This is a genomic window from Bacillus cabrialesii (assembly GCF_004124315.2).
Taxonomy (GTDB): domain Bacteria; phylum Bacillota; class Bacilli; order Bacillales; family Bacillaceae; genus Bacillus; species Bacillus cabrialesii.
In genome coordinates this window covers 581,662-604,659 of record NZ_CP096889.1, presented here as the reverse complement: position 1 = coordinate 604,659, position 22,998 = coordinate 581,662, and the positions used below count along the sequence as shown (strand labels likewise).

Genomic DNA, 22,998 nt, shown 5'->3' with positions numbered 1-22,998 from the left:
TTTCGTAAGCGCATCTCAGGCAAGCAAAATAAAAAACAGGTGTCTGCACTACACCACAGACACCTGTTGAACAACACATTGATGGATCATCAACTTCAATTTTACTCATTACAGGCTGAGTATATCTATTTCTTATTCCCCAGTTTCAGCAAACATTTTTAAACGGTCTCCAATTTCATCACGGACTCTTTGGAAAAACGCCCATTTTTCTTCGTCTGTTCCTTGTGCTTTTGCCGGATCATCAAATCCCCAATGCTCGCGTTTTACATGCGGAGGCGTCATTGGGCATTTGTCGGCTGCGTCGCCACAGAGAGTCACAACTAAATCAGCATTGTTTAAAATGGCCGGATCAATGATATCCGAGGTTTGATTAGAAATATCAATCCCCGCTTCTTTCATTGCTTTGACCGCATTAGGATTTAATCCATGAGCCTCGATTCCTGCGCTGTACACGTTCCACTTGTCTCCAAGGTATTTTTTCCCCCACCCTTCAGCCATTTGACTGCGGCAAGAGTTTCCAGTGCATAAAAAGTAAATTGTTTTCTTTGACATGTTTTCCTTCTCCTTTTTAGTGGATCATTATCAGCCAAAGATACAGGCCGACAAGTGTAATCAATAATGTTGGAATTGTAAGAATGATACCTGTTTTAAAATACGTTCCCCAGGAAATCTTCACACCTTTTTGCGAAAGGACATGAAGCCATAATAATGTCGCCAAAGAACCAATCGGCGTTATTTTAGGCCCTAAATCCGAACCAATAACATTTGCATATATGAGCGCTTCTCTCATCATCCCATGTGTATCTGTGCCGGCAATAGCCAGTGCGTCAATCATGACAGTCGGCAAGTTATTCATAACGGAAGAAAGAACCGCCGCGATAAAGCCCATTCCAATCGTACCCGCAAACAATCCTTGATCAGCCACGGCTTGAATCACACCTGAAAGGACATCTGTCAATCCAGCGTTACGGACACCGTACACAACAACGTACATGCCAATTGAAAAGAACACAATAGCCCACGGCGCTTCTTTCAGTACCTTTTTTGTATGAACGGCCGGACTCTTTTGTGCGGCAAGTAAGAAACAGATTGCAATGATACCCGCTACCACTGATACAGGGATAGATAAGAATTCACTTGCGAAGTACCCTACCAATAACAGCCCCAAGATATACCATGATAGTTTGAACATGTTTTGATCTTTTATAGCTTCTGCAGGTTTTTTCACCTCAGTCAGATCATAGCGTTTTGGTATGCTTTTTCTAAAGAAAAGGTAAAGTACAATGACGCTCGCCAGTAACGAAAACAAGTTGGGGACAATCATTCTGGATGCATAATCAATAAACGTAATATGAAAATAATCCGCTGAAACGATGTTGACCAAATTGCTCACTACTAATGGAAGCGAGGTCGTATCCGCAATAAACCCGCTGGCAATGATAAAAGGAAAAACCAATTTTTCATTGAAGTTTAAAGCTCTGACCATCGCTAATACAATCGGTGTCAATATAAGGGCGGCACCGTCATTTGCAAATAACGCGGCGACGATAGCGCCTAATATAGACACATAAATGAACATGCGCACACCGCTTCCTTTTGCGGCCTTAGCCATATGAAGCGCTGCCCATTCAAAGAAACCGATGTTATCGAGGATTAACGATATAATAATGATGGCCACAAACGCCAATGTGGCATTCCAAACAATCCCGGTCACAGTTAACACATCATGAAAATTGACAACTCCGGCAATTAAAGCTAAAACTGCGCCTCCACAGGCTGACCACCCTATAGACAAGTTCCTCGGCTGCCATATGACCAATACTAAAGTTACTAAAAAGATAAATAACGCCAAAATCACTGAAGTCAATCCAATGCCTCCTTACTGGCAACACACTTGAGTTTCCTTTTGTTTGATGTGATGTAATAACTCATCCTCATGATCGATTTGATGTAAGATCAATTGCAATGTATCAAACTCGGGACATGAATCATTTATTGAATAATAACGCCATTGCCCTCTTCTGTCCTCATTCACGAATCCTGCGTTTTTTAATTTCCGCAAATGCTGGCTTATGGCGGGCTGGCTCATTTCGAACATTTCAACCAATTGACAGACACAATATTCTTTTTCAAAAAATAATTTCATCATCATAAGCCTTGTTTGATCACTAAGTGTTTTTAAACAGCGAGTCATCGTATCAACGCCTATTTTTGAATCAACAGTCAAATGAACCCCTCCTTCAAATTCATATATAATTAAATCGTTATATAGGTGGATCTTTGGTGGTGCTGAATACCAAATCAATGTTACATCGTCATTATATAAGCTTATATTTATATAAGCAATTGTTTATATTAAAAACTTCAAATGTTTTTGATTTTTTTAGAGTTAATCAAATTGTCAGAAGCCTTGCTTTATATGCCTTTATCCATTGTCAAAAGCTATGCAATTTAAATATTTCTCTAATGATTTTCATGGGCAGACAACCTTATTGATGAAATAAAAAAGCACCATTCAATGACATTTAAGCTTGTATTTCTGTTTCATTTTATTTATGATAAATTAATCAAATATTTTTGATTAATGGATGGAGGTTTTATCATGCTAAAAATCCCAATCGAAAACAAACAGCTGCAAGATACTTTTGAGCATTACGAAAAAAAATTCAAAGCATTGTCCGACAAAAAAAGGCTTCATTTGTTACACATTCTTTGTGAACGTGGCTCCGCATGTGTATGTGATTTAATTGATGAAATCCAGATGCCGCAATCTAAGTTATCCTATCATTTAAAAATCTTATTAGATGCAGGTTTAATTGCAAAAGAAACAAAAGGCACTTGGAGTTATTATTCATTAAACGAAACGGAAATAAATCATCTTCTTTCTGAAGAATTGTGTTGCTTATTCCGCCCTTCCCGTTAGGAAAGGGATTCTTTTTAGGTTATATATCAAAAAAAATTGATATACAGGAGGATACATATGATAAACAGCACATTGCCAGTAGCCATCATTGGCGGAGGACCAGTAGGTATTGCCGCAGCAGCCCAGCTTGTCAAAAGAAATGAAGCATTTATTTTATTTGAATCAGGAAAAGAAATCGGGACCAATTTTTTAGACTACGGACATGTAAGGTTGTTTTCTCCCTGGGAATATAATATAGACGATGCAGCAAAGGAATTGTTATTGAAACACCACATCTCGCTTCCACCAAAAGACGAACTGCCCTTAGGAGAAGATATTGTTTGTAAATACTTAAAACCATTATCCCAACTGCCCGAAATGAAACCTTATATTCATGTGAACAGCCGTGTACTTCATGTTGGAAAAAAAGGATTCGATAAAGTAAAAACAAAAGGCAGAGATCAAGCCCCCTTTATCATTCGGGTTAAAGTTGGCAACAATGAAGAGAAAATATATGAAGCAAAAGCAGTTATTGATGCTACAGGGACTTGGCAAAATCCAAACCCACTAAACGCGGAAGGACTCATTACTAATAATGAAATAAGAGTTTCTGACCAAATTTATTATGGAATTCCTGATGTTTTAAATCGGGATAAAGATCGTTTTAAAAATAAGAACGTTGCAGTTGTAGGGAGTGGTCATTCAGCAATAAACACACTGTTAGATTTAGCCCAATTAAAAAAGCAAACTGAAAATACGGAGATCATCTGGATATTAAGAAAACAGGATATTACAGAAGTTTTCGGGGGAGAAGGTAATGATCAGCTACCAGCTAGAGGTCAATTAGGCACAAGATTACGGAACATCTTAGACAAAGGTGAAATTAAAGCGTACCCTTCAATGTTCATTGAATCCATCTCACCTGCATTTGGCGGAAAATTAAATATTCTCGGTCACCAACAACAAGAACATAAAATGATTAACAATATAGACGAGATTATTGCGAATACAGGAGCAAGGCCAGATTTTCAATTTTTAAAAGAAATCCGTCATTCATTTGATTCGGCGTTAGAATGCGTACCGGACTTAGCTGATTTAATTGACCCAAACATTCACAGCTGCGGAACGGTTCGGCCGCATGGTGAAAAAGAATTAAGGCAGCCCGAAAAAAACTTTTATATTATTGGCTCAAAAAGTTATGGAAGAGCCCCTACATTCTTATTAGCCACCGGCTACGAACAGGCTCGTTCTGTTATCGCTTATATAACTGGCGACCGCGAGTCTGCGCAACAGGTGAAATTAAAACTGCCTGAAACCGGAGTTTGCAAACTGACACCAAAACCTTCGGCTGCAAAAACATCCTGCTGCTGTGATTAATTAAAAAACAGGTCTCTCTTTAGAGGCCTGTTTACTTTGATAGTATTTTCTCCATTGCCATGACATCTACAAAATGACCGTCGATTTTCCCCTGTTCTTTAAATACTCCAACTTCGCGATACCCCATTGAAGTATAGAGCCCTTGTCCCAATTGATTAAAAGGGAATGTAAATAATACGATTTTATGAATGCCTGATTGAATGGCTTCTTTTTCGATACCCGATAAAAGAACTTTCCCTATACCTTTTCCTCGATGATTCCGGTCAATATAGATAGATAGATCAGCAACACCCTGATATGCGGACCGGTGAGAATAGGGATTAAGAGAGACCCATCCCACTACACAATGATCTATTTCAGCAACCAGAACCTTATATTTCTCTGTGCGATTAGAGAACCAATTTGTCATAACATCCAGATCTTTTTCTTCCAGTTCCAAAGTGGCAATCCGATCGGTGATGCCTTGGTTATAGATATCTAAAATTCTAACTAAATCCCTCTCTTTTGCAGTTCTAATCAGCATTCCTTATCCCCTTTCTTTTTATTTTTTGATGGAACAAGAGAAAGGAGCAGCTTATATGCAGTGACATTCAATTTTCAACGGTTTGGGACGGCTACGGGCTCTATATCACGTAGCCTGAACTCCCTTAAACGCACTCATCACCAAATCATGCACATAGGCATCATTCACCTCGTCCCCTGTGATAAGCAGACGATAGAAAATTGGTCCGTAAATGAGATCAATGCTTACTTCAATATCAAGATTCTCTCTCAATTCACCTTTCTGAATTCCCTTTTGCAGAAGGCCTTTAGCTTGGAGGCGGCGGGGCTGGAAAAATCGTGTGCGATATTCTTCTGCCAATTTTGCATCCAGCTGCCCTGCACCTATTAATTCCTTAATAACGGTTCCTTCCCGGCTTGTCAAAAACCTTGCTAAATTCGTGGCGTGGGTCGATATATCCTGTAATGTTGATCCTGTATCAGGCACAGGCAGTCTGTCCGTAGCGGTCGAAAGAAAGCTGTCCATGATAACGGCAGCCTTGTTAGACCACCATTTATAAATCGTTGCTTTACTCACTTTTGCACGCTCTGCAATTTTATCGACTGTCACCGCATCAAAGCCTTTTTCCAACAAGAGGTCATAGGCTGCGGAAAGAATCGCCTTATGCGTTCCTTCATCTCGCGGCCGCCCTCGTTTACTCTGCACATGAATCATTCCTTCCCGAAATATAAACGATACGTTCAGTATACTTAACATGATTAAAAAATAAAACAGAAACCCATTTGCAAAACTAAACGTTTAGTATATTATTTCCTTATAAATAAAAACTAAACGTTTAGTTCATAAAATAACTTAAGAAACGCCATTGTCAAAGCTCCGCAACACCTTATCACTGTGGAAAGGAGATGAATCAGCAAATCATTTATCAAACATCATCAAAACATTTAAAAAGGAGTTCATTATTATGAATAAATTAAACAAACAAACAGCAGATCAGAGGATTTCACCCAGTTTAACCCTTCTTCTCGCAACTGCATGCGGTATCATCGTCGCTAATCTTTACTATGCACAACCCTTGGCAGGATTAATTAGTGAGGCAATCGGGCTTTCTCCAAGCAGTGCTGGATTGGTTGTCACACTCACCCAAATCGGATATGTTGCCGGCTTACTATTTCTTGTCCCTTTGGGAGATATTATTGAAAACAAAAAACTTGTCGTTGTATCGCTCCTTATAAGCACAGCAGCTTTGACTGCAACAGCATTTGTGAAGGATGGAACACTGTTTTTGGCAGCTGCGTTTTTTATCGGATTGGGATCGATCGCAGCCCAAGTGCTTGTTCCATTTGCATCATACCTTGCATCAGACGCTGCGCGCGGCCGGGTTGTCGGCAATGTCATGAGCGGCCTATTGCTCGGCATCATGCTTTCCCGTCCGATATCCAGTCTAGTCGCTGATATTTGGGGGTGGAATGCAATATTTGCTTTGTCCGCCGCGGTAAGTGTTGTTCTGGCAATCGTATTATCAAAGGTGCTCCCTTCCAGAAAACCAACCGCGGACACAAATTACACTGCCTTACTCGGCTCCATGTGGAAGCTGCTGCGCACGACTCCAGTCTTACGCCGCCGCGCCATCTATCATGCGTTTGCATTTGGAGCTTTCAGCTTGTTCTGGACTACTGTACCCTTATTATTGTCCGGTCCCGCTTTTCATTTTTCTCAGAAGGCAATTGCACTTTACGCATTGGTGGGCATTGCGGGTGCAGTCGCTGCACCAATAGGCGGCCGTCTGGCTGATCGCGGCTTGACACGGATTGCCACTGGGATCGCTCTCGCTGCTGTCATCGTTTCTTTGATACTGCCGCTCATGATTCAGAGCAGCTCCCCCATCGGAATAGCAGTTCTAGTGGCCGCAGCGATTCTGTTAGATTTGGGCGTATCTGCAAATCTTGTACTCAGTCAACGTGCTATTTTTTCGTTGGCGCCCGAAATTCGCAGTCGATTAAACGGATTATTTATGGCGATCTTCTTTCTTGGCGGTGCTATAGGATCATCAATTGGAGGATGGGCATATGCCTCAGGCGGATGGAGTGCAGCATTATGGATTGGAATCGCTTTTCCGGCCATAGCGTTGTTTTATTTCGCCACAGAGAAATAAATTTTGACCAAAAATAAACTCTCAGGACCAAGCTGATAGTTTATTTTTGGTGTATTCTTCTTTTTTTCGAGGTAAGGTGCCACAGCCGGTGCGGGTTTGCTTATCAAAATAGTAAGAAAACAACAACATAAAGCTGAAGAAATCAGCAAAAAAGATAAACAAAAATACCAAGGGTTCAAAACCCTTGGTATTTCTACCTTCACCATCATTCGCTACCAGACATCAAGAAAAGGTTTCGATTATACCACATAATGAAAAAAACCCATTCTGAGAGTGATCATGAAAAAGGTCATTCCTTTTTCTAATGAGTATTAGGCTTTCTAAAATTGCTGCCCTTCACTTCAGCTACGTCATAAACGGTAACAAAGGCGCCTTTATCAATTTCATTAATAATTTCCTTTAGTTTTGTTTCTTCTAAGCGGTTGATGACACATGTGATTTCTTTAAATTTCTCGTGGGAAAAACCCCCGTAAGCTTCTTTATAAGTGGCGCTGCGGCCTAATTGATCACGTATGGTCTCTACCATTAATTCAGGTTCGGCGGTAATAATTTGAAAGGTTTTAGAACCGCTTAAGCCTTCCTCAACGACATGAATGACTTTGGATGCGATGTAGTAAGCAATAACTGAAAGCAATGCCCCTTGCAAACCAAATACGGTGGAAACAAAAATAAACACAAATAAGTTTAAGAATAGAATGAGATCGCTCGTTCCAAATGGCAGTTTTCGGGATAGCAGCACAGCAAGCATATCAATACCATCTAACGCGCCGCCATTACGCAGCGCCAAGCCCATACCGAAACCAAGGATAATCCCGCCGACAACGGTAATTAACAAGGTATCTCCCTCTATGATAGCCGGAGTGTGGTGGAAAAAACTTGTTCCCGCGGCAAGTGACACGATTCCGATAATTGATAATAACGCAAAGCCTTTCCCAATTTGCTTATATCCTAACCAGACAAACGGAATGTTAATAACAGCAATCAGAATGCCCAGCGGCAAATTGAATAGTTGTGAACCAACAATGCTAAGACCGGTCACCCCTCCATCAGAGACACTGTTTGGGATAAGAACTGTTTCTAATCCGTATGCCGCTATAATTCCTCCGATAATGACCATGATGACTTGCAGAATCATTTTCGCTTTAAATTTCTTATGTTTTTTGATTGTATTCATCCCATTCCTCATTTCTTAAATATTTCGTTATATTTAACTATACCATAATAGATTTTTTCGGCTAAAAAGATGCTTACTAAAAAGGAGAATTAGGTATTTTCGCAAGAGGAAAACCTTATATACCACTTTATACCATTTGGGAAACAAAGAATAATCAATCTTAAAGATAAGGTAACCCTTTATAGCTTAGAGCATTCAACATGGACCTGATGCAGATGAGATCTAGCAGTCTGTTTAAAACACACATACCAAGGAACTCAAATTCCTCGGTATCCTTCATAAAAACAAGAAGCCTTGAACCTCTTTGCGCACTAGATCCTCAAACCAGATCAGAAAACCGAAAAGCCTGATTCATTCTGATATTATACTTTTTAGAAAGGAGGCTTGATAACATTGAATAGCTTATGCCGCAGCAAACAAGCCCCATTTGAATACACCTTATCTCTTATAGGGGGCAAGTGGAAAATGAGAATACTCTATGAGTTAGGGTGTGAAAAAACGATGAGATACGGCGAGCTGAAACGGGCGATGCCCTTAATCACCCATAAAATGTTAAGCGCACAGCTCAAGGAATTGCAAACCGACGGTCTTATTCATCGGACGGAGGTTTCCGAAATCCCCCTCAAAGTAGAATATTCGTTAACAGACAAAGGGCTGTCTCTGTATCCCCTCATAGACGAAATGTGCAAGTGGGGAATAACACAAGGCGCACTTCATGAATAAAAACCACTTACAAAAAAGTGCGTACTTGTCTCTCAATGAGAGGAATTTTATACTAAATAAAAATATTTTGTTAGGAGGAAAAAATGACAAAACAAGTCTATATCATTCATGGCTACAGAGCCTCTTCGGCAAACCATTGGTTTCCATGGCTGAAAAAAAGCCTGCTCGCAGACGGGATTCAAGCAGAAGTTTTAGACATGCCTAATCCGCTTGAGCCAAGACTTGAGGATTGGCTGGATACACTCTCTTCATATCAACACACTTTACATAAAAATTCGTATATCGTTGCTCACAGCTTAGGGTGTCCTGCCATTTTGAGATTTTTGGAACGTACTCAGTTGCGCGAACAGCTTGGCGGAATCATTCTTGTTTCCGGCTTTGCCAAATCATTGCCTAATTTAAAGATGCTAGATGAATTTACAGAGGGATCGTTTGATGATCAAAAAATCATCAGATCCGCAAAACACCGTGCTGTCATTGCTTCAAAGGACGACCAAATTGTGCCATTTGCATGGAGCAAGGATCTGGCACAACAAATTGACGCTGCGTTGTATGAAGTCCAACACGGAGGTCATTTTTTGGAAAATGAAGGATTTACTTCTTTGCCTATCGTTTATGATATTCTAAACTCCTTTTTTTCAAAAGAAACCCTCTAAAATCTCTTATCGTATTTGGAATAAGCCCGCTTTAGACAAGCGGGCTTTCTGCGTTATTGTTTAATCAATACCGATAACTCGCCTTCAAATACCTTTTCTTCTTTATGATTATAAGTAGATAACAATACAGTGAGTATCCCCAGTTGGTTTCTTTTTGGCTGCTTATCAAGAACCTCAACAATGGTATGCAGTTCATCATCCGGATAAACGGGTTTTATAAATTTGATATGATTCATTTCTGTTCCGGCGATCACATCGTCTCCATAAAAACCTTCCTCAATCCAAAGTTTAAAAGAAATGGCCAGCGTTTGTATGCCGGAAGCGATAATTCCATTAAATCTGCCTTTACTCGCTTTTTCTTCATCTACATGCATATATTGAGGGTCAAATTCACCCGCAAACCGCATAACATCATCTTTTGTTAATGTTAATGATTTCGTTTGAAATACTTGGCCAATTGTAAACTCATCTAACTTCATTCTTACACCTCTATTTCGTCAATTGTGTACGGCTCTTAAAGGCAGTGCAAAGGACAAACGCTACTGTATAGTCACTTGTCCTTTTCAATTATAAACCAAACTGAAAGCTCTCTCATACCTTCCAGGCAGCTTTCAGTTTTTTTATGCCTTCTCTTATGTTGGATTCAGAAACCCCCGCAAATCCAAGTGAGACCGTTTTTGCAGGAGGATTGTTTTGATAAGAAAGAGAAACAGGATAAATTTTCACTCCATGTTCCTCTGCCTTATCAATTAACTCTTGTTCATTATAAGGCAAAAAAACGTCAAGTAAGATACGAAGTCCCGAGTTTTCGCCGCGAATCCTGACATGCTTTCCTAATTCTCTTTGCACAGCCTCTAATAAAGTGGCTCTTTTTTTGCGGTAAAGCTTTCTCATTCTGTTGATGTGTTTTTGCCATTCACCATTTTTTATAAAATCAGCCAGCGTCAACTGATTGTGGCAGGACACCGTTTGCTTATATAAGGACGTGATGTCATGGCCTTTTTTTAGAAGAGGTGAAGGAAGAATCATATAGCTGATGCGCAGCGAGGGAAGAAGAGACTTAGAAAAAGTGCCCATATAAATGACACGGTTATGCCGGTCAAGCCCTTGCAAGGAAGGAACCGGCTGTCCTGTGTATCTAAATTCCCCATCATAATCATCCTCTATGATAAATGATTGATTCTCAGCCGCCCATTTGAGCAGTTCAATTCTTCTGTTAATCGTCATAATGGTTCCCAGCGTAAATTGGTGAGAAGGCGTGACGTATACAAGGTTTGGCTGCTGTTCTTTGATCTTCTGTATACAGATTCCTTCATCATCGACTGGTATAGGGAGAATGTTCATACGATTGGCTTCAAAAATCTTGCGTGCCCGTGGATAACCGGGTCCTCATATCCTATCAAAATATTCGGATCAAAAACTTGGCACAAGATTTGCAGAAGAATAGGGTTCCCCGCACCTATGATGACTTGGTCAGGATTACAGTGAACACCGCGCGATTGATACAGGTACTCCGCAATGAGTGTTCTCAGCTCAAATTTTCCTAAAACATGTCCGGGCCGATAAAGCTCGCGGCCATATTGGTCTAAGCTATTGACCATGCTTTTTCGCCATGCGGAATAAGGAAAGTAAGAGGAATCTACATTTCCATAGTGAAAATCAATCCATTGTTTATTTACTTGCGCTTTTTCTTTCATTGGTGATGCGCTCAGCATGTTACGATAGGCAAAATCAGAGTCATGATAATCAGCAAACCATCCGCTTCTTGGCTTGCTCACGATATAGCCCTCAGCGGCAAGCTGTTCATAGGCACGTTCTACAGTCGTTTGACTGATGGAAAGCTGACTCGCCAGAAGTCTTTTTGAAGGGAGCTTCATTCCTTTTTGAATACGCCCCTGATGCATATTTTCTTCGAAATATCGATAAAGCTGCTGATAAAGCGGAATACCCAGATTTCTATTCAAAAAAGGCGTGATATCCATTTACACGTTGTTCTCCTAACTGGTATGCATTTTTTTATGAAAACTGGCTGTTTATAAATGGCCAATTCCAGCTTATAGTCATTGTAATCCTTAGATGCCGGTTATGTTAAGAAAATACAGACAATTAAAAGAAACAGATTTGGAGTGATTGCAATGAACAAAACAACAAATGGCTGGATAAATGGTTTTATAGGCGTACTCATTTTCAGCGGCTCGCTGCCTGCAACCCGCTTGGCTGTGGCAGACTTCAACCCGTTGTTCCTCACCGTATGCCGTGCTGCGATAGCCGGTGTTTTGGCCGGAAGTCTCCTTCTCATCTTCCGGCAGCAGCACCCTGCCAAAAGAGACATCATTTCACTACTGGTGGTAGCGTTCGGCGTCGTGATCGGTTTTCCGTTGCTGACAGCCTTAGCGCTTCAGTATGTCACATCCGCACATGCCATTGTCTTCGTTGGGCTCCTTCCGCTTGCGACGGCGATCTTCGGCGTACTGCACGGAGGCGAACGCCCCCGTCCAGTCTTCTGGCTTTTCTCAGCCACCGGCAGCTTACTGGTAGCAGGTTTCGCTCTGATCCAAGGAGGAGGATCATCCCCGCTCGGCGACGCCTACATGCTGGCTTCTATCGTCGTATGCGGTCTTGGTTATGCAGAAGGAGCTAGGCTTTCCCGGCGTCTGGGGAATTGGCAGGTGATCTCTTGGGCACTCGTTCTGTCGCTTCCGCTTATGCTGCCATTGTCGTTCTTTTTTACACCGGACTCATGGTCAGGCATCGGGACTCCTGCACTGCTCAGTCTTGCCTATGTGTCCTTATTCAGCATGCTGATCGGCTTCGTGTTCTGGTATCGAGGCCTTGTCCAAGGGGGAATTGCGGCGGTTGGGCAGCTCCAGCTTCTCCAGCCTTTTTTTGGACTGCTGCTTGCCTCAGTAATTCTGCACGAGAAAGTGGGCTGGGCACTCGTAGCAGTGAATATCGCCGTGATCATGTGCGTGGCAGCTGCCCGGAGATTTGCAAAGTAAGGAAGAGCGGCCGGGTGAGTAAAATAAATGAAAGCATGAAAAATACCAAGGGCCTGCAGCTCTTGGTATTTTTCATACGGCCGAGAGGACTTGACTCCCACGTGTTATTTACCTACAAGGCTCTCATTTTCAAAATCCTATCATCCTACTTTTAAAAAAATCGGCTGATTTTGTTTAGAATATGTTCTTTTCGGGTAAAAGACAAAAACAAGCCATTCTCTTACTGTTGTTGAATCAAACAACAGAGAGAAGGCTGCCGAAATGTTTTCGGCAGCCTTCTTCTTAGGAATTCGTCATATTGTTTCAAATCCGCTTTCCATAAATGATATATCGCTTTGGAGCATTTCCAATGTAGGAAAAAGGATAACACGTAGTTAGAATAAGCTCCTCTTTTTTATGCTGCAGCGTAATAATGGAAGTATCATTTTTATCGACAATTTTCATTTTCTCAATCTTATATTGAAAACTTCCATATGGCAGCAGAATCTTTAATTGATCACCTTTTTTTAGTTCTCCGGTCCGGCGAAAGACGGTATCTCGATGCCCTGATAACACAATTTGTCCGTTTTCATTTGGATAATAGCTTTCTTTGTAGTGGCCGACGCCCTTTTCCAAATCATCTGCGTCGGTTCCCTCTACAATCGGAAGCTCTGCGTTTATTTTTGGGATCTCAAGAACACCGACAGCTTCCCCGGCCTTAGGTTTAAAAGATGCTTTTTGTGCGTCTTTCTCCTTGTTTTTTTGGGTTTTAGGATGTCCCGCTGCCAGCTTGGCTTCTTCTAAAGCTTCCGCTGTCTTTTGATTGGTATCCACCACTTTCCAGACCCCGTAACCTATCAGGAGGAGTCCGGCAGCTATGATGAACAAAGGAAACGCTTTTTTTATGATTTTCATTTAAGCATTTCTTTTCCTTCTAAAATACAAGAGGACTAATCCAATTAACAATAATCCAAAACCAACAAGAAGAATATTATAGTTATTTGTCGCTGTATCCGGAAGCTCATTTCCGGGATTTGTCTTTTCACCTGTTTTTTCTGGTGTTGATTTGCTTGGTTTAGCAGGATCGCTTGGTTTTTCAGAGCCTTTCGGTACAACACTCATCTCTGCCTTAGGCTTATCCGGCTTATCAATACCGCTGCCTTCTACAGTTGCCACGTTTGTAATCGTTTTGCCTGCATATCCGGACTCAATTTTCGCTTGGAATGTCACAGTCCGCCATTCTGTGTCAGTGACATCTCCAAAGTTAGCAGTAATCTTGCCGTCCTTGATTGTTGCTTCTCCGCCGTTGCTCGCTTTCAAGCTGCCTTCGACATACTTCAATCCGGCTGGAAGATCATCTGAAATCACCAGATTTTCTACTTTACCGTCGGATACTGTATTTCGGGTTTTAATGGTGTAGACTACCGTATCCCCTGCTTCATACTTTTCCTTATCTGAACCCAAGTTCTTCACTGTTTTTTCAGATTCTAAAACAGGATTTCGCGGATATACCTTCACTTCATGGCTTGGTTTGTCAGGAGTCTTGATATTGTCGCTGCTGATATTTGCAGTGTTGACGATATCTTTACCTGCTTGGCCAGACTTCACTTTTGCTTCAAATGTCACAGAGTGCCATTTCGTATCTGTCACATTGCCAAACTCACCTGACGCCTTTCCGTCAGCATAATATCCATGATCATCGTCTTGATCATCACTTACCGCTGTACCATCTACTTTCAATGTTCCTGAAACATATTCTAATCCTTCCGGAAGAGAATCCGAGATGACAAGATTTTTGACAAGACTGTCTTCAATCGTGTTTCGGGTTTGGATTGTGTAAAGAAGCGTGTCGCCCGACTCCGGATGGTCCGCATCTTTATTTCCATCAGCTTTTTCCTTAATGGAGGCTGTTTTCTTCGATTCTAGTTTTGGATCTTTCGGATCCACTTTGATGTCTGTTCCCGGTTTATCCGGTATGTCTATATTGCCGCCGTCAACGGTTGCCACGTTTTTAATCGTTTTTTCCGCATATCCGGACTCAATTTTCGCTTGGAATGTCACAGTCCGCCACTCAGTATCTGTAACGTCTCCAAAATCAGCTGATACCTTACCGTTTTCAAAACTTCCTTTGCCCTCATGGCTTACTTTCAAACTGCCTTCAATGTATTTGAGACCGTCTGGAAGCTCATCTGAAATAACAAGGTCAGTTACTTTACTGTCCTCTACTGTATTTCTTGTTTTGATCGTGTAAACAACCGTATCTCCTGCTTCGTATTTCTCTTTATCTGAATCAAGATTTTTTACTGACTTTTCTGACTTCAATGCTGGATCTTTCGGAGAAACTTTGACCTCTTGGCTTGGTGTATCCGGTTTATCAGTATTGTCACCGCTAATGCTAGCCGTATTGACAATATTTTTACCGGCTTGTCCAGCTTTTATTTTCGCTTCGAATGTAACAGTATGCCATTCTGTGTCAGTCACATCGCCAAATTGGCCTGACACTTTACCTTTTGTCACATCACCTTTATCGTCATCTTCAGCATCTGTAACCGCTTTATCGTCTACTTTGAGTGTTCCAGAAACATATTCGAGACCTTCTGGAAGTTCATCTGAGATGACGAGATCAGTTACTTTACTGTCCGCTACTGTATTTCTTGTTTTGATCGTGTAAACAACCGTATCTCCTGCTTCATACTTCTCTTTATCGGAATCCAGATTCTTTGCTGTCTTCTCTGACTCTAAGACTGGATTTTTCGGGTAAATTTTGACCTCATGGCTTGGTGTATCTGGTTTATCAATATTGTCACCTGTGACGCTGGCAGTATTCGCAATTTTCTGATCAGTTTGGCCAGCTTTCACTTTCGCTTCAAAGGTAACAGTATGCCATTCTGTGTCAGTCACATCACCAATTTGGCCCGACAATTTGCCGTCTGTCATATCGCCTTTGTCATCATCTTGGGCATCGCTGACTGCTTTATTGTCTACTTTCAGTGTCCCAGAAACATATTCGAGTCCTTCTGGAAGTTCATCTGAGATAACAAGATTTTTCACCAGACTGTCCTCAATGGTGTTTCTTGTCTGGATGGTATAAAGAAGGGTATCTCCCACTTGTGTCTGATTCTCTTCTTTATTGCCCTCTGCTTTTGCCTGAATACTTGCTGTTTTCTTTGATTCTAAGACAGGGTTCCTAGGATAAACATCGACTTCATTTTTCGGCTTATCCGGAGTTTCGATGTTGTTGCCGGTAACGCTAGCCGTATTTTGAATCGTTTCGCCGGCTTGGCCAGGCTTCACTTTCGCTTCAAATGTAACAGTATGCCATTCCGTGTCAGTCACATCACCAATTTGGCCTGACACTTTGCCAGCTGTCACATCGCCTTTATCATCATCTTGTGCGTCGCTGACTGCTGTGCCGTCTACTTTTAAAGAACCCGAAACGTATTCTATTCCATCCGGTAGTTCATCTGAGATGACGAGCTCTTTCAGCAAACTGTCTTCAATCGTGTTTCTCGTTTCGATTGTATAAAGTAGGGTATCTCCTACTTCTGGATGTTTTTCATCTTTATTGCCCTCTGCTTTTGTTTGAAGGCTTGCGGTTTTCTTCGATTCTACAACCGGCTTTCTCGGATAAATCTCGGTATCATTGCTCGGCTTATCTGGTGTGTCGATGTTGCTGCCAGTAACGCTAGCCGTATTTTGAATCGTTTCGCCAGCTTGGCCGGGCTTCACTTTCACTTCAAAAGTAACAGTATGCCATTCAGTATCAGTTACATCGCCAATTTGGCCTGACACTTTGCCATCTGTCACATCACCTTTGTCATCGTCTTGAGCATCACTGACTGCTGTACCGTCTACTTTCAGGGTGCCTGGAACATACTCCAGTCCATCTGGTATCGCATCTGAGATCGTAAGGTTTTTGGCCTCACTGTCTTCTTCAGTATTTCGTGTTTGGATTGTGTAAAGGAGCGTGTCCCCTACTTCTGGGTGATCTGGATACTTGTTTCCTTCCACTTTTTCCTTAATTGCTGACGTTTTCTTTGACTCTAAGGCAGGGTTCCTAGGATAAACTTTGACTTCACTACTCGGCGTATCCGGAGTTTCAATATTATCTCCTGAAATGCTTGCCGTATTGATAATATCCTTTCCTGCTTGACCAGACTTCACTTTTGCTTCAAAAGTAACGCTGTGCCATTCAGAATCGGTCACATTACCAATCTTGCCTGATACTTTGCCATCCGAATATTGTCCCTTATCATCATCTTGAGCATCACTGACTGATGCGCCGTCCACTTTCAAAGTGCCCGGAACAAATTCCAAGCCTTCTGGCACCGCATCTGAAATGGTTAGGTTTTTCACCTGGCTGTCTTCAACGGTATTCCGCGTTTGTATCGTGTAAAGAAGTGTATCTCCCACTTCTGGGTGATCCGCATCTTGGTTTCCATCCGCTTTTGCCTTAATAGCAGACGTTTTCTTTGATTCAAGTACAGGATCTTTAAAAACAACCGGAGTCGTTACTTCGTTTGATTCGGTTTTTTTACTTGTATTCGTTAGTAAACTGTTATAGTTTATTTGCGCTTTATTAGAAATTTCTTTACCTGCATAACCTGTTTTGGCTTTCACTTTAAACTGTACAGTCATCCCATTAGGCAAGTTTTTGGTGTTAGGCAAATTTCCTAATGTAATATTTACTTTATTGCCATCGAAATTGCCTTCATCACCATCGGATGCATCAGTTAAATTCTTTGTTGTCGAACCGTTAATTAATTTTAATGATCCCGGAACATATTCAGTTCCCTCTGGAATTGCATCGGAAAAGTTTGCAGCAGAAGCAACGTCTCCGCCTTCATTTTTGATTTGAACCGCGTATGTAAGTTCATCCCCGGCTTGTACTTCTCCCTGTGGTGAAACCGTTTTATGCGCTGTGACACATGGTTCTGTACCCAGGAAAATATCATCTAAAAAGTTTCCGTTTCCTATGCTTCCACTGGCTGAACTCACCGCTTCGAAACCGAACCGGGTTGTAGTCTGTCCTGCCGGTACAGTATAAGAACCTGTATGAGTTCCCCAAGCAGTTCTCCCATCAGACATTTGTTTTTGGACGACGGTATCGTACGGGTTGTTAGTCGCTGCCCCGATGCGAACCTGCATGGTGTCAACCCCTGCCCGCCCCATGTGGGATAGACGCCAATAAATGGTTTGTCCTGGCGTTGTCTTCACATCTTGATACAACATCCCGTTTTCCGTGGCGTTTAATTCCGCCCACCGCTTTCCATCAGGAGGTGCAGGATAATACTTTGCACCAGAAGGTAAATTCTGAGCATGGTTCCATATTTCAATTACTTTATAGCCAGCTGCATCATCAGTCGTCTTCCAGCCAGGAACCTCGGATTCGTAATAATAGATACCCGAACCATTGACTGCAGATCCTCTCGCAGCACCTTGCTCAAAGCTTCCATTAATCAATGTGACTGGAGCTGGACAAGTCGTATCCGCAGTTTGAGTTACGTCTGTACTATCTGCAGCATGAGTATGTTTTGGCAACGCTGTCAACAGATTACCAGTAACTAATAAAAAGACTGCAAACACCATTAAGATTTTCCTAATATGCAGTTTGTTAGTCTTAGATATAAAGGCCTTCCCCATAGATTTCACACTCCATAATTCAGTTTTATCCAACTATCAACACAAGAAATCAAAATATTTCGAATTGTGTTCTCAATATGACCTCCTCTCTTGGTTAATATAACAAAATATTTGAATATTTGGCATGTGACAAAATGTTCATATATTTGACACAATTAAAGGCTAAACACGTGCATAAAATGTATGTTTTTGTCTCATTTTGTCAAAATATATTTATCAAGTCGAAATTTGTGGTTAAACTATAAAAACATACCAATATTGGTATGTTTATTATCCGAGGGTTTCTGGCTCTTCCCAAAGTTATTCATCTATTAAAAATATTAGGGAACTGCCAGGCGTGGCAGCAGCGGCATTGTTACGTTATGACTCTCAATCGATTCAAACTTATTCCCTATTTCTTAACCATTATCCATACGTATAAGATATATGGAAGGTGAATATACAGAGTTAATGGGCTTTCTACTTGCTAATCACAATCGATAATTTATAATTGACATGCTTATTTAATTCCACTAAAAATTGATCTAACGCTTCATTAGACGGAAATCTGCATTCAAGAAGATAACAGCCATCCCCGCTGATTTTATAATTATTGATAACATATTTCTCTTGTGTTTTGATAAATGACAGATAGGGCTGATGATGGGTGCTTTTGGTGAAGATATTAAGCAAAGCATGAATATAACATCCTAATTTCACTTGGTTCACTTTAATTGTATATCCCTCAATCACGCCGCTGTCTTCTAATTTGGCAACCCTCGAGGCTGCCGCTTGCCCTGTTAAATGCACTTTCTCGCCTAATTCTTTCATCGTAATGCGGCTATTTTGAGATAACTCCTCTAATATTTGCATGTCTGTGTGATCCAACATGAAATCAAATCCCTTCTAAAATCTTTTTGACATCCCTCAATAAAAAGGTGCAGTCCTGCACATTACGTTAACATTTGTTCCATTTAATGAACCTGATTCTGTCTTAATGACAATTTATACAAAATAAATGACATACTTTCAAAAATCAAGTCAATCGACAGAAAGACTTGATTTGTTCCATGTATTTATTCAGCGGCTGTCTGTAAACTAATATACACCTTAAAGAAAAGGAGTGTTACACATGAACATACAACAAATCCGTAATGCCACACTTGTTGTCAAATATGCAGGTAAAACGTTTTTAATAGATCCCATGTTAGCTGAGAAAGGGGCTTATCCTCCTTTCCCACATGCCCCAAGACAGGATCAAAACAACCCTTTGGTTGAATTGCCAGCCGCTGTTGACCATATTATTAACAATATTGATGCTGTTATTGTTACCCATCTACACCTTGATCATTGGGATGAGGCAGCTAAAGAGGTATTGCCAAAAGATATCAAGCTGTTCTCCCAAAATGAAGAAGATGCAAAAGAAATACGAAATGCCGGATTCAAAAATGTCGAGGTGTTAACAAAAGACACGGTTTTTGAAGGTATTCAGCTTATTAAAACAAAAGGCGAACACGGAAGAGGAGACATTTTAAAACTCGCAGGCCTTGTATGTGGCGTTGTATTCAAACACAAAAGTGAGAAAACATTATATATAGCCGGAGATACAGTCTGGTATGATGCGATTCAAGAAGAGATTGATACCCATCAGCCGGACATCATTGTCGTAAATGGCGGGGATAATCAATTCTTTGAAGGCGGTTCTCTCGTCATGGGTAAAGAAGATATCTTTGAAACGCATAAGGCTGCTCCATCAGCAAAAATGATTGTGAGCCACATGGAGGCTGTTAACCATTGGGGATTATCTAGAGAAGAATTAAAATCATTTATTACTGAAAAAGGAATCTCCTCTCATGTGTTAGTGCCTGATGATGGCGAATCATATTCATTTTAAATGCTTATTGAATGACAGGCACGATTATGAAGTCCGTTGAGAACAATAAAGAATGAGTGGATAGAAATACGATGCCTTATAAAGATTTTGTATTTATCCGCAATGAGATACACCGTTTCCGGATGTAAAAGGTTTAATAGAATCTGAGATAAACGGAAATCCGTTTTGTTTATCTTTTTAGATTCCATTGAATATTGAAGACGGTAAATGATCGAACAGAGATTCCATGTCGATTTCAATGGCATATCTCGTCAGCTTGGCGTTCCTGCCTATAAAATAGTAAGAGAGAAATAAGAGATGATGTTATTTTCCTTATACATTATCCAACATGTTATTGGCGGCAATTCGTATAGCTACCTATTATGTTTCCACTATTGATTGCAATGGTTTCATCAAAATGAAAATAAAAAACTAGTTACTGATTAGTAACTAGTTTTTATTTTAAAAGATTTAAATGTTTGGTTTCACCATATCTTCTGGCTTAACCATCTCATCAAATTGTTCTTCCGTTAATAACTCGAGTTGCACGGCAGCTTCTTTTAACGTTAAGCCTTCTTTATGAGCAAACTTCGCAATTTTTGCGGAATTTTCATATCCGATGTAAGGATTCAATGCTGTGACAAGCATCAAAGAATTAGAAAGGTTTTCTTTTATGGTTTTCTCATTAGGTTCAATACCAACCGCACAATGATCATGGAAAGATTTGATTCCATCACTTAGTAACTGCACGGATTGAAGGAAATTATAGATAATAACTGGTTTAAATACATTGAGTTCAAAGTTTCCCTGACTTGCAGCAAAACCAATAGTTGCATCATTCCCCATAATTTGCGCCGCAATCATGGTAAGGGCTTCACATTGAGTAGGGTTAACTTTACCAGGCATGATGGAGCTGCCAGGCTCATTTTCCGGGATTGAAATTTCCCCGATCCCGCAGCGGGGACCGCTTGCAAGCCATCTAACATCGTTTGCAATTTTCATTAAGTCAGCGGCTAATGCTTTCATAGCACCATGTACATACGTTATTTCATCATGACTAGTCAATGCATGAAATTTATTAGGTGAGCTTCTAAAAAGTTGGCCTGTAAACTTCGAGATTTCCTCTGAGACAACTTCTCCAAACTGTGGATGTGCATTAATACCTGTCCCTACAGCCGTACCCCCGATAGCAAGCTCGCGCATTTTTTCAGTTGCTTCCACTATCATTTCTTTCGAACGATCAATCATATATACCCAACCGCTAATTTCTTGTCCAAGGGTTAAAGGTGTAGCATCTTGAAGATGTGTTCGGCCTATTTTTACAATGTCATTGAATTTTTTTGCTTTTTCATCTAATGTGTTCCGAAGTTCATCCAGCGCAGGAACTAATTGTTCATAGATGGCTAATACACCCGCAACATGCATCGCTGTAGGGAAAGTGTCATTCGAGCTTTGACTGCGGTTGACATCATCATTTGGATGTATGGTTTGTGTAGAGCCTTTCTCTTTTAATAAAGCTGTTGCAAGATTTGCTATCACTTCATTAACATTCATATTGCTTTGTGTACCGCTTCCCGTCTGCCAAACAACGAGTGGAAAATTGTCATCATATTTGCCTTCAAGAATTTCATCACAAACTGCTGTAATAACCTCTGTTTTTTCACTATCCAAATTACCTAGTTGATTATTAGCAATAGCTGTACTACGCTTCAATATAGCAAAAGCCCTAACAATACGTTCTGGCATTTTTTCAGAACCTATCATGAAGTTCTCTTTACTACGTTGTGTTTGGGCGCCCCAAAACTTATCAGCAGGCACCTTTATTTCTCCAAAAGTATCCTTTTCAATTCGATAGCCCATTTAAAACGTTCCTCCTTATGAACATCCCAAGTCATTTGAAATTTATAAAAAATTGATTTATTATGCCGATAAATTTATCTTAACACTCATAAATTATGATGTATAATGCATAATAAATATGATTTTAATTCCTTTATGTAATGATTTATTAAAAGAAAGGATTTTTTTAATGGAATGGGAACAATTAGAGTACTTCCAAACTCTTGCTCGTATACAGCATGTAACGAAAGCTGCTGAAACATTATCAATTACACAGCCAGCACTTTCTCGATCTATTGTTAGATTAGAAAATCATTTAGGTGTTCCGCTTTTTGATAGACAAGGCCGGTCCATTAAATTAAATAAGTATGGGGAAATATTCCTCAAGAGGGTTGATTCCATGATTCAAGAATATACAGAAGGAAAGGAAGAAATTCAATCTCTTTTAAAACCGGATCAAGGTGAAGTGTCTTTAGGCTTTTTACACACCCTGGGCACAACAATCGTTCCACATTTAATTGGAACGTTTAAAGACCGTTACCCAAACGTTCATTTTCAACTAAACCAGTCTCACTCTAATTTGCTTTTAGATAAACTAAAATCTGGTGAACTTGATCTCTGCCTACTTGCTTCTTTTCCAGCCGAATCAAATATAATGTGGAAACCCTTATGGCAGGAGGAGCTCTTTTTATTTTTGCCAAAAAACCATGTGTTAGCTGCTCGTGAGGATATTACGTTAACCGAAATTGCTAATGAACCTTTTGTTTTAATGAAAGAAGGTTTCGCTCTTCGAGTGACAATAGATCATATTTTTGAACAGGTTCATATTACCCCAAACATTGTATTTGAAGGTGAAGAAGCTGCTACAATCGCAGGTTTTGTCGCAGCGGGTCTTGGCGTTTCAATTCTTCCTGATTTTAAAGGCTTAGACCAAACAAATATCGCAAAGGTACGTATTAGTTGGCCAAGGTTTGAGCGTGTAGTCGGTATTTCTTGGATTGAAGGGAAGTATCTATCACCTGTTACTGAAAACTTCAAGCAATATATCATCAATCAGTTTCCTCAAATAGATTGAATATAGTATGAAGTTAGTGTCATTGCTGACATAAAAAAGATACCAGTTTTTCATGGTATCTTCTTTCATATATCCTATCTCTTTTGTGCTCATTTATTTACTATCAACCTACACGCTTTTGC

19 protein-coding genes and 1 pseudogene are annotated in these 22,998 nt (G+C 40.5%); 8 read left to right on the top strand and 12 right to left on the bottom strand.

Annotated features, from left to right (window positions below; all coding sequences use genetic code 11):
* Positions 1 to 132: 132 nt before the first annotated feature.
* Genes arsC through aseR form a run of 3 tightly spaced genes read right to left on the bottom strand, consistent with a single transcriptional unit; the run spans position 133 to position 2,194 of the window.
* Positions 133 to 552 carry an arsenate reductase (thioredoxin) gene (gene arsC / locus EFK13_RS03115; RefSeq protein ID WP_129506595.1) on the bottom strand — a complete coding sequence of 140 codons (420 nt, stop codon included), beginning with the start codon at positions 550 to 552 and terminating at the stop codon, positions 133 to 135.
* Between the two features lie 16 nt (positions 553 to 568).
* Entirely contained in the window at positions 569 to 1,867 is a 1,299-nt protein-coding gene (locus EFK13_RS03110) for an arsenic transporter (RefSeq protein WP_129506596.1), read from the bottom strand.
* A 12-nt stretch (positions 1,868 to 1,879) separates the two neighbouring features.
* Entirely contained in the window at positions 1,880 to 2,194 is a 315-nt protein-coding gene (gene aseR / locus EFK13_RS03105; RefSeq protein ID WP_129506735.1) for a metal-responsive transcriptional regulator AseR, read from the bottom strand.
* Positions 2,195 to 2,602: 408 nt separating this feature from the next.
* Between aseR and EFK13_RS03100 the strand changes: the two genes are divergently transcribed.
* Positions 2,603 to 2,923 carry an ArsR/SmtB family transcription factor gene (locus EFK13_RS03100; protein ID WP_129506597.1) on the top strand — a complete coding sequence of 107 codons (321 nt, stop codon included), beginning with the start codon at positions 2,603 to 2,605 and terminating at the stop codon, positions 2,921 to 2,923.
* A 57-nt stretch (positions 2,924 to 2,980) separates the two neighbouring features.
* Positions 2,981 to 4,279 carry an NAD(P)-binding domain-containing protein gene (locus EFK13_RS03095; RefSeq protein WP_240034921.1) on the top strand — a complete coding sequence of 433 codons (1,299 nt, stop codon included), beginning with the start codon at positions 2,981 to 2,983 and terminating at the stop codon, positions 4,277 to 4,279.
* A 31-nt stretch (positions 4,280 to 4,310) separates the two neighbouring features.
* On the opposite strand, the gene EFK13_RS03090 is transcribed toward EFK13_RS03095, so the two are convergent.
* Both EFK13_RS03090 and EFK13_RS03085 read right to left on the bottom strand, forming a co-directional pair.
* Positions 4,311 to 4,802: an arsinothricin resistance N-acetyltransferase ArsN1 family A gene (locus tag EFK13_RS03090; protein ID WP_129506598.1), complete on the bottom strand. Its 492-nt coding sequence runs from the start codon at positions 4,800 to 4,802 to the stop codon at positions 4,311 to 4,313.
* Positions 4,803 to 4,907: 105 nt separating this feature from the next.
* The gene (locus tag EFK13_RS03085) at positions 4,908 to 5,486 is read right to left on the bottom strand and encodes a TetR/AcrR family transcriptional regulator (RefSeq protein WP_129506599.1); all 579 of its coding nucleotides are present in this window, start codon (positions 5,484 to 5,486) and stop codon (positions 4,908 to 4,910) included.
* A 259-nt stretch (positions 5,487 to 5,745) separates the two neighbouring features.
* On the opposite strand from EFK13_RS03085, the gene EFK13_RS03080 reads away from it, so the two are divergent.
* Positions 5,746 to 6,936, top strand: a complete 1,191-nt coding sequence (locus EFK13_RS03080) for an MFS transporter (protein WP_129506600.1) — start codon at positions 5,746 to 5,748, stop codon at positions 6,934 to 6,936.
* Between the two features lie 301 nt (positions 6,937 to 7,237).
* On the opposite strand, the gene EFK13_RS03075 is transcribed toward EFK13_RS03080, so the two are convergent.
* Entirely contained in the window at positions 7,238 to 8,110 is an 873-nt protein-coding gene (locus EFK13_RS03075) for a YitT family protein (RefSeq protein ID WP_129506601.1), read from the bottom strand.
* A gap of 393 nt (positions 8,111 to 8,503) precedes the next feature.
* Between EFK13_RS03075 and EFK13_RS03070 the strand changes: the two genes are divergently transcribed.
* Both EFK13_RS03070 and EFK13_RS03065 read left to right on the top strand, forming a co-directional pair.
* Complete coding sequence (locus EFK13_RS03070; RefSeq protein WP_129506602.1) at positions 8,504 to 8,833, top strand: winged helix-turn-helix transcriptional regulator; 330 nt, start codon at positions 8,504 to 8,506, stop codon at positions 8,831 to 8,833.
* Positions 8,834 to 8,916: 83 nt separating this feature from the next.
* Positions 8,917 to 9,489 (top strand): alpha/beta hydrolase, encoded by a 573-nt coding sequence (locus tag EFK13_RS03065; protein ID WP_129506603.1) that lies wholly within the window; start codon positions 8,917 to 8,919, stop codon positions 9,487 to 9,489.
* A 53-nt stretch (positions 9,490 to 9,542) separates the two neighbouring features.
* On the opposite strand, the gene EFK13_RS03060 is transcribed toward EFK13_RS03065, so the two are convergent.
* Positions 9,543 to 9,968 (bottom strand): MaoC family dehydratase, encoded by a 426-nt coding sequence (locus tag EFK13_RS03060; protein WP_129506604.1) that lies wholly within the window; start codon positions 9,966 to 9,968, stop codon positions 9,543 to 9,545.
* 112 nt (positions 9,969 to 10,080) lie between these two features.
* A pseudogene (pdxR, locus tag EFK13_RS03055) lies at positions 10,081 to 11,471 on the bottom strand (MocR-like pyridoxine biosynthesis transcription factor PdxR).
* 153 nt (positions 11,472 to 11,624) lie between these two features.
* Here pdxR and EFK13_RS03050 point away from each other — a divergent pair.
* Complete coding sequence (locus tag EFK13_RS03050) at positions 11,625 to 12,488, top strand: DMT family transporter (RefSeq protein ID WP_129506605.1); 864 nt, start codon at positions 11,625 to 11,627, stop codon at positions 12,486 to 12,488.
* 303 nt (positions 12,489 to 12,791) lie between these two features.
* Here EFK13_RS03050 and EFK13_RS03045 read toward each other — a convergent pair whose 3' ends face one another.
* The 3 genes from EFK13_RS03045 to EFK13_RS03035 form a co-directional block, all read right to left on the bottom strand.
* Positions 12,792 to 13,373, bottom strand: a complete 582-nt coding sequence (locus tag EFK13_RS03045; protein WP_129506737.1) for a class D sortase — start codon at positions 13,371 to 13,373, stop codon at positions 12,792 to 12,794.
* Positions 13,374 to 13,382: 9 nt separating this feature from the next.
* Entirely contained in the window at positions 13,383 to 18,056 is a 4,674-nt protein-coding gene (locus EFK13_RS03040; protein WP_161568040.1) for an isopeptide-forming domain-containing fimbrial protein, read from the bottom strand.
* Positions 18,057 to 18,569: 513 nt separating this feature from the next.
* Complete coding sequence (locus tag EFK13_RS03035) at positions 18,570 to 18,980, bottom strand: Lrp/AsnC family transcriptional regulator (RefSeq protein ID WP_129506607.1); 411 nt, start codon at positions 18,978 to 18,980, stop codon at positions 18,570 to 18,572.
* A 241-nt stretch (positions 18,981 to 19,221) separates the two neighbouring features.
* Here EFK13_RS03035 and EFK13_RS03030 point away from each other — a divergent pair, with 241 nt between their 5' ends.
* On the top strand, positions 19,222 to 19,983 hold the full coding sequence (locus EFK13_RS03030; RefSeq protein ID WP_129506608.1) for an MBL fold metallo-hydrolase: 762 nt from the start codon (positions 19,222 to 19,224) through the stop codon (positions 19,981 to 19,983).
* A gap of 450 nt (positions 19,984 to 20,433) precedes the next feature.
* Here the strand turns inward: EFK13_RS03030 and fumC are convergent, their stop codons facing one another.
* Positions 20,434 to 21,822, bottom strand: a complete 1,389-nt coding sequence (gene fumC, locus EFK13_RS03025) for a class II fumarate hydratase (protein ID WP_129506609.1) — start codon at positions 21,820 to 21,822, stop codon at positions 20,434 to 20,436.
* A 169-nt stretch (positions 21,823 to 21,991) separates the two neighbouring features.
* Between fumC and EFK13_RS03020 the strand changes: the two genes are divergently transcribed.
* Complete coding sequence (locus tag EFK13_RS03020) at positions 21,992 to 22,876, top strand: LysR family transcriptional regulator (protein ID WP_129506610.1); 885 nt, start codon at positions 21,992 to 21,994, stop codon at positions 22,874 to 22,876.
* Positions 22,877 to 22,998 lie beyond the last annotated feature (122 nt).

Excerpts from the sequence above, each read along its gene's own strand:
- arsC (WP_129506595.1), bottom strand. The coding sequence starts at position 552 with ATGTCAAAGAAAACAATTTACTTTTTATGCACTGGAAACTCTTGCCGC.
- aseR (WP_129506735.1), bottom strand. The coding sequence starts at position 2,194 with ATGACTCGCTGTTTAAAAACACTTAGTGATCAAACAAGGCTTATGATG.
- EFK13_RS03100 (WP_129506597.1), top strand. The coding sequence starts at position 2,603 with ATGCTAAAAATCCCAATCGAAAACAAACAGCTGCAAGATACTTTTGAG.
- EFK13_RS03095 (WP_240034921.1), top strand. The coding sequence starts at position 2,981 with ATGATAAACAGCACATTGCCAGTAGCCATCATTGGCGGAGGACCAGTA.
- EFK13_RS03090 (WP_129506598.1), bottom strand. The coding sequence starts at position 4,802 with ATGCTGATTAGAACTGCAAAAGAGAGGGATTTAGTTAGAATTTTAGAT.
- EFK13_RS03080 (WP_129506600.1), top strand. The coding sequence starts at position 5,746 with ATGAATAAATTAAACAAACAAACAGCAGATCAGAGGATTTCACCCAGT.
- EFK13_RS03075 (WP_129506601.1), bottom strand. The coding sequence starts at position 8,110 with ATGAATACAATCAAAAAACATAAGAAATTTAAAGCGAAAATGATTCTG.
- EFK13_RS03065 (WP_129506603.1), top strand. The coding sequence starts at position 8,917 with ATGACAAAACAAGTCTATATCATTCATGGCTACAGAGCCTCTTCGGCA.
- EFK13_RS03060 (WP_129506604.1), bottom strand. The coding sequence starts at position 9,968 with ATGAAGTTAGATGAGTTTACAATTGGCCAAGTATTTCAAACGAAATCA.
- EFK13_RS03050 (WP_129506605.1), top strand. The coding sequence starts at position 11,625 with ATGAACAAAACAACAAATGGCTGGATAAATGGTTTTATAGGCGTACTC.
- EFK13_RS03040 (WP_161568040.1), bottom strand. The coding sequence starts at position 18,056 with ATGGTGTTTGCAGTCTTTTTATTAGTTACTGGTAATCTGTTGACAGCG.
- EFK13_RS03035 (WP_129506607.1), bottom strand. The coding sequence starts at position 18,980 with ATGTTGGATCACACAGACATGCAAATATTAGAGGAGTTATCTCAAAAT.
- EFK13_RS03030 (WP_129506608.1), top strand. The coding sequence starts at position 19,222 with ATGAACATACAACAAATCCGTAATGCCACACTTGTTGTCAAATATGCA.
- fumC (WP_129506609.1), bottom strand. The coding sequence starts at position 21,822 with ATGGGCTATCGAATTGAAAAGGATACTTTTGGAGAAATAAAGGTGCCT.
- EFK13_RS03020 (WP_129506610.1), top strand. The coding sequence starts at position 21,992 with ATGGAATGGGAACAATTAGAGTACTTCCAAACTCTTGCTCGTATACAG.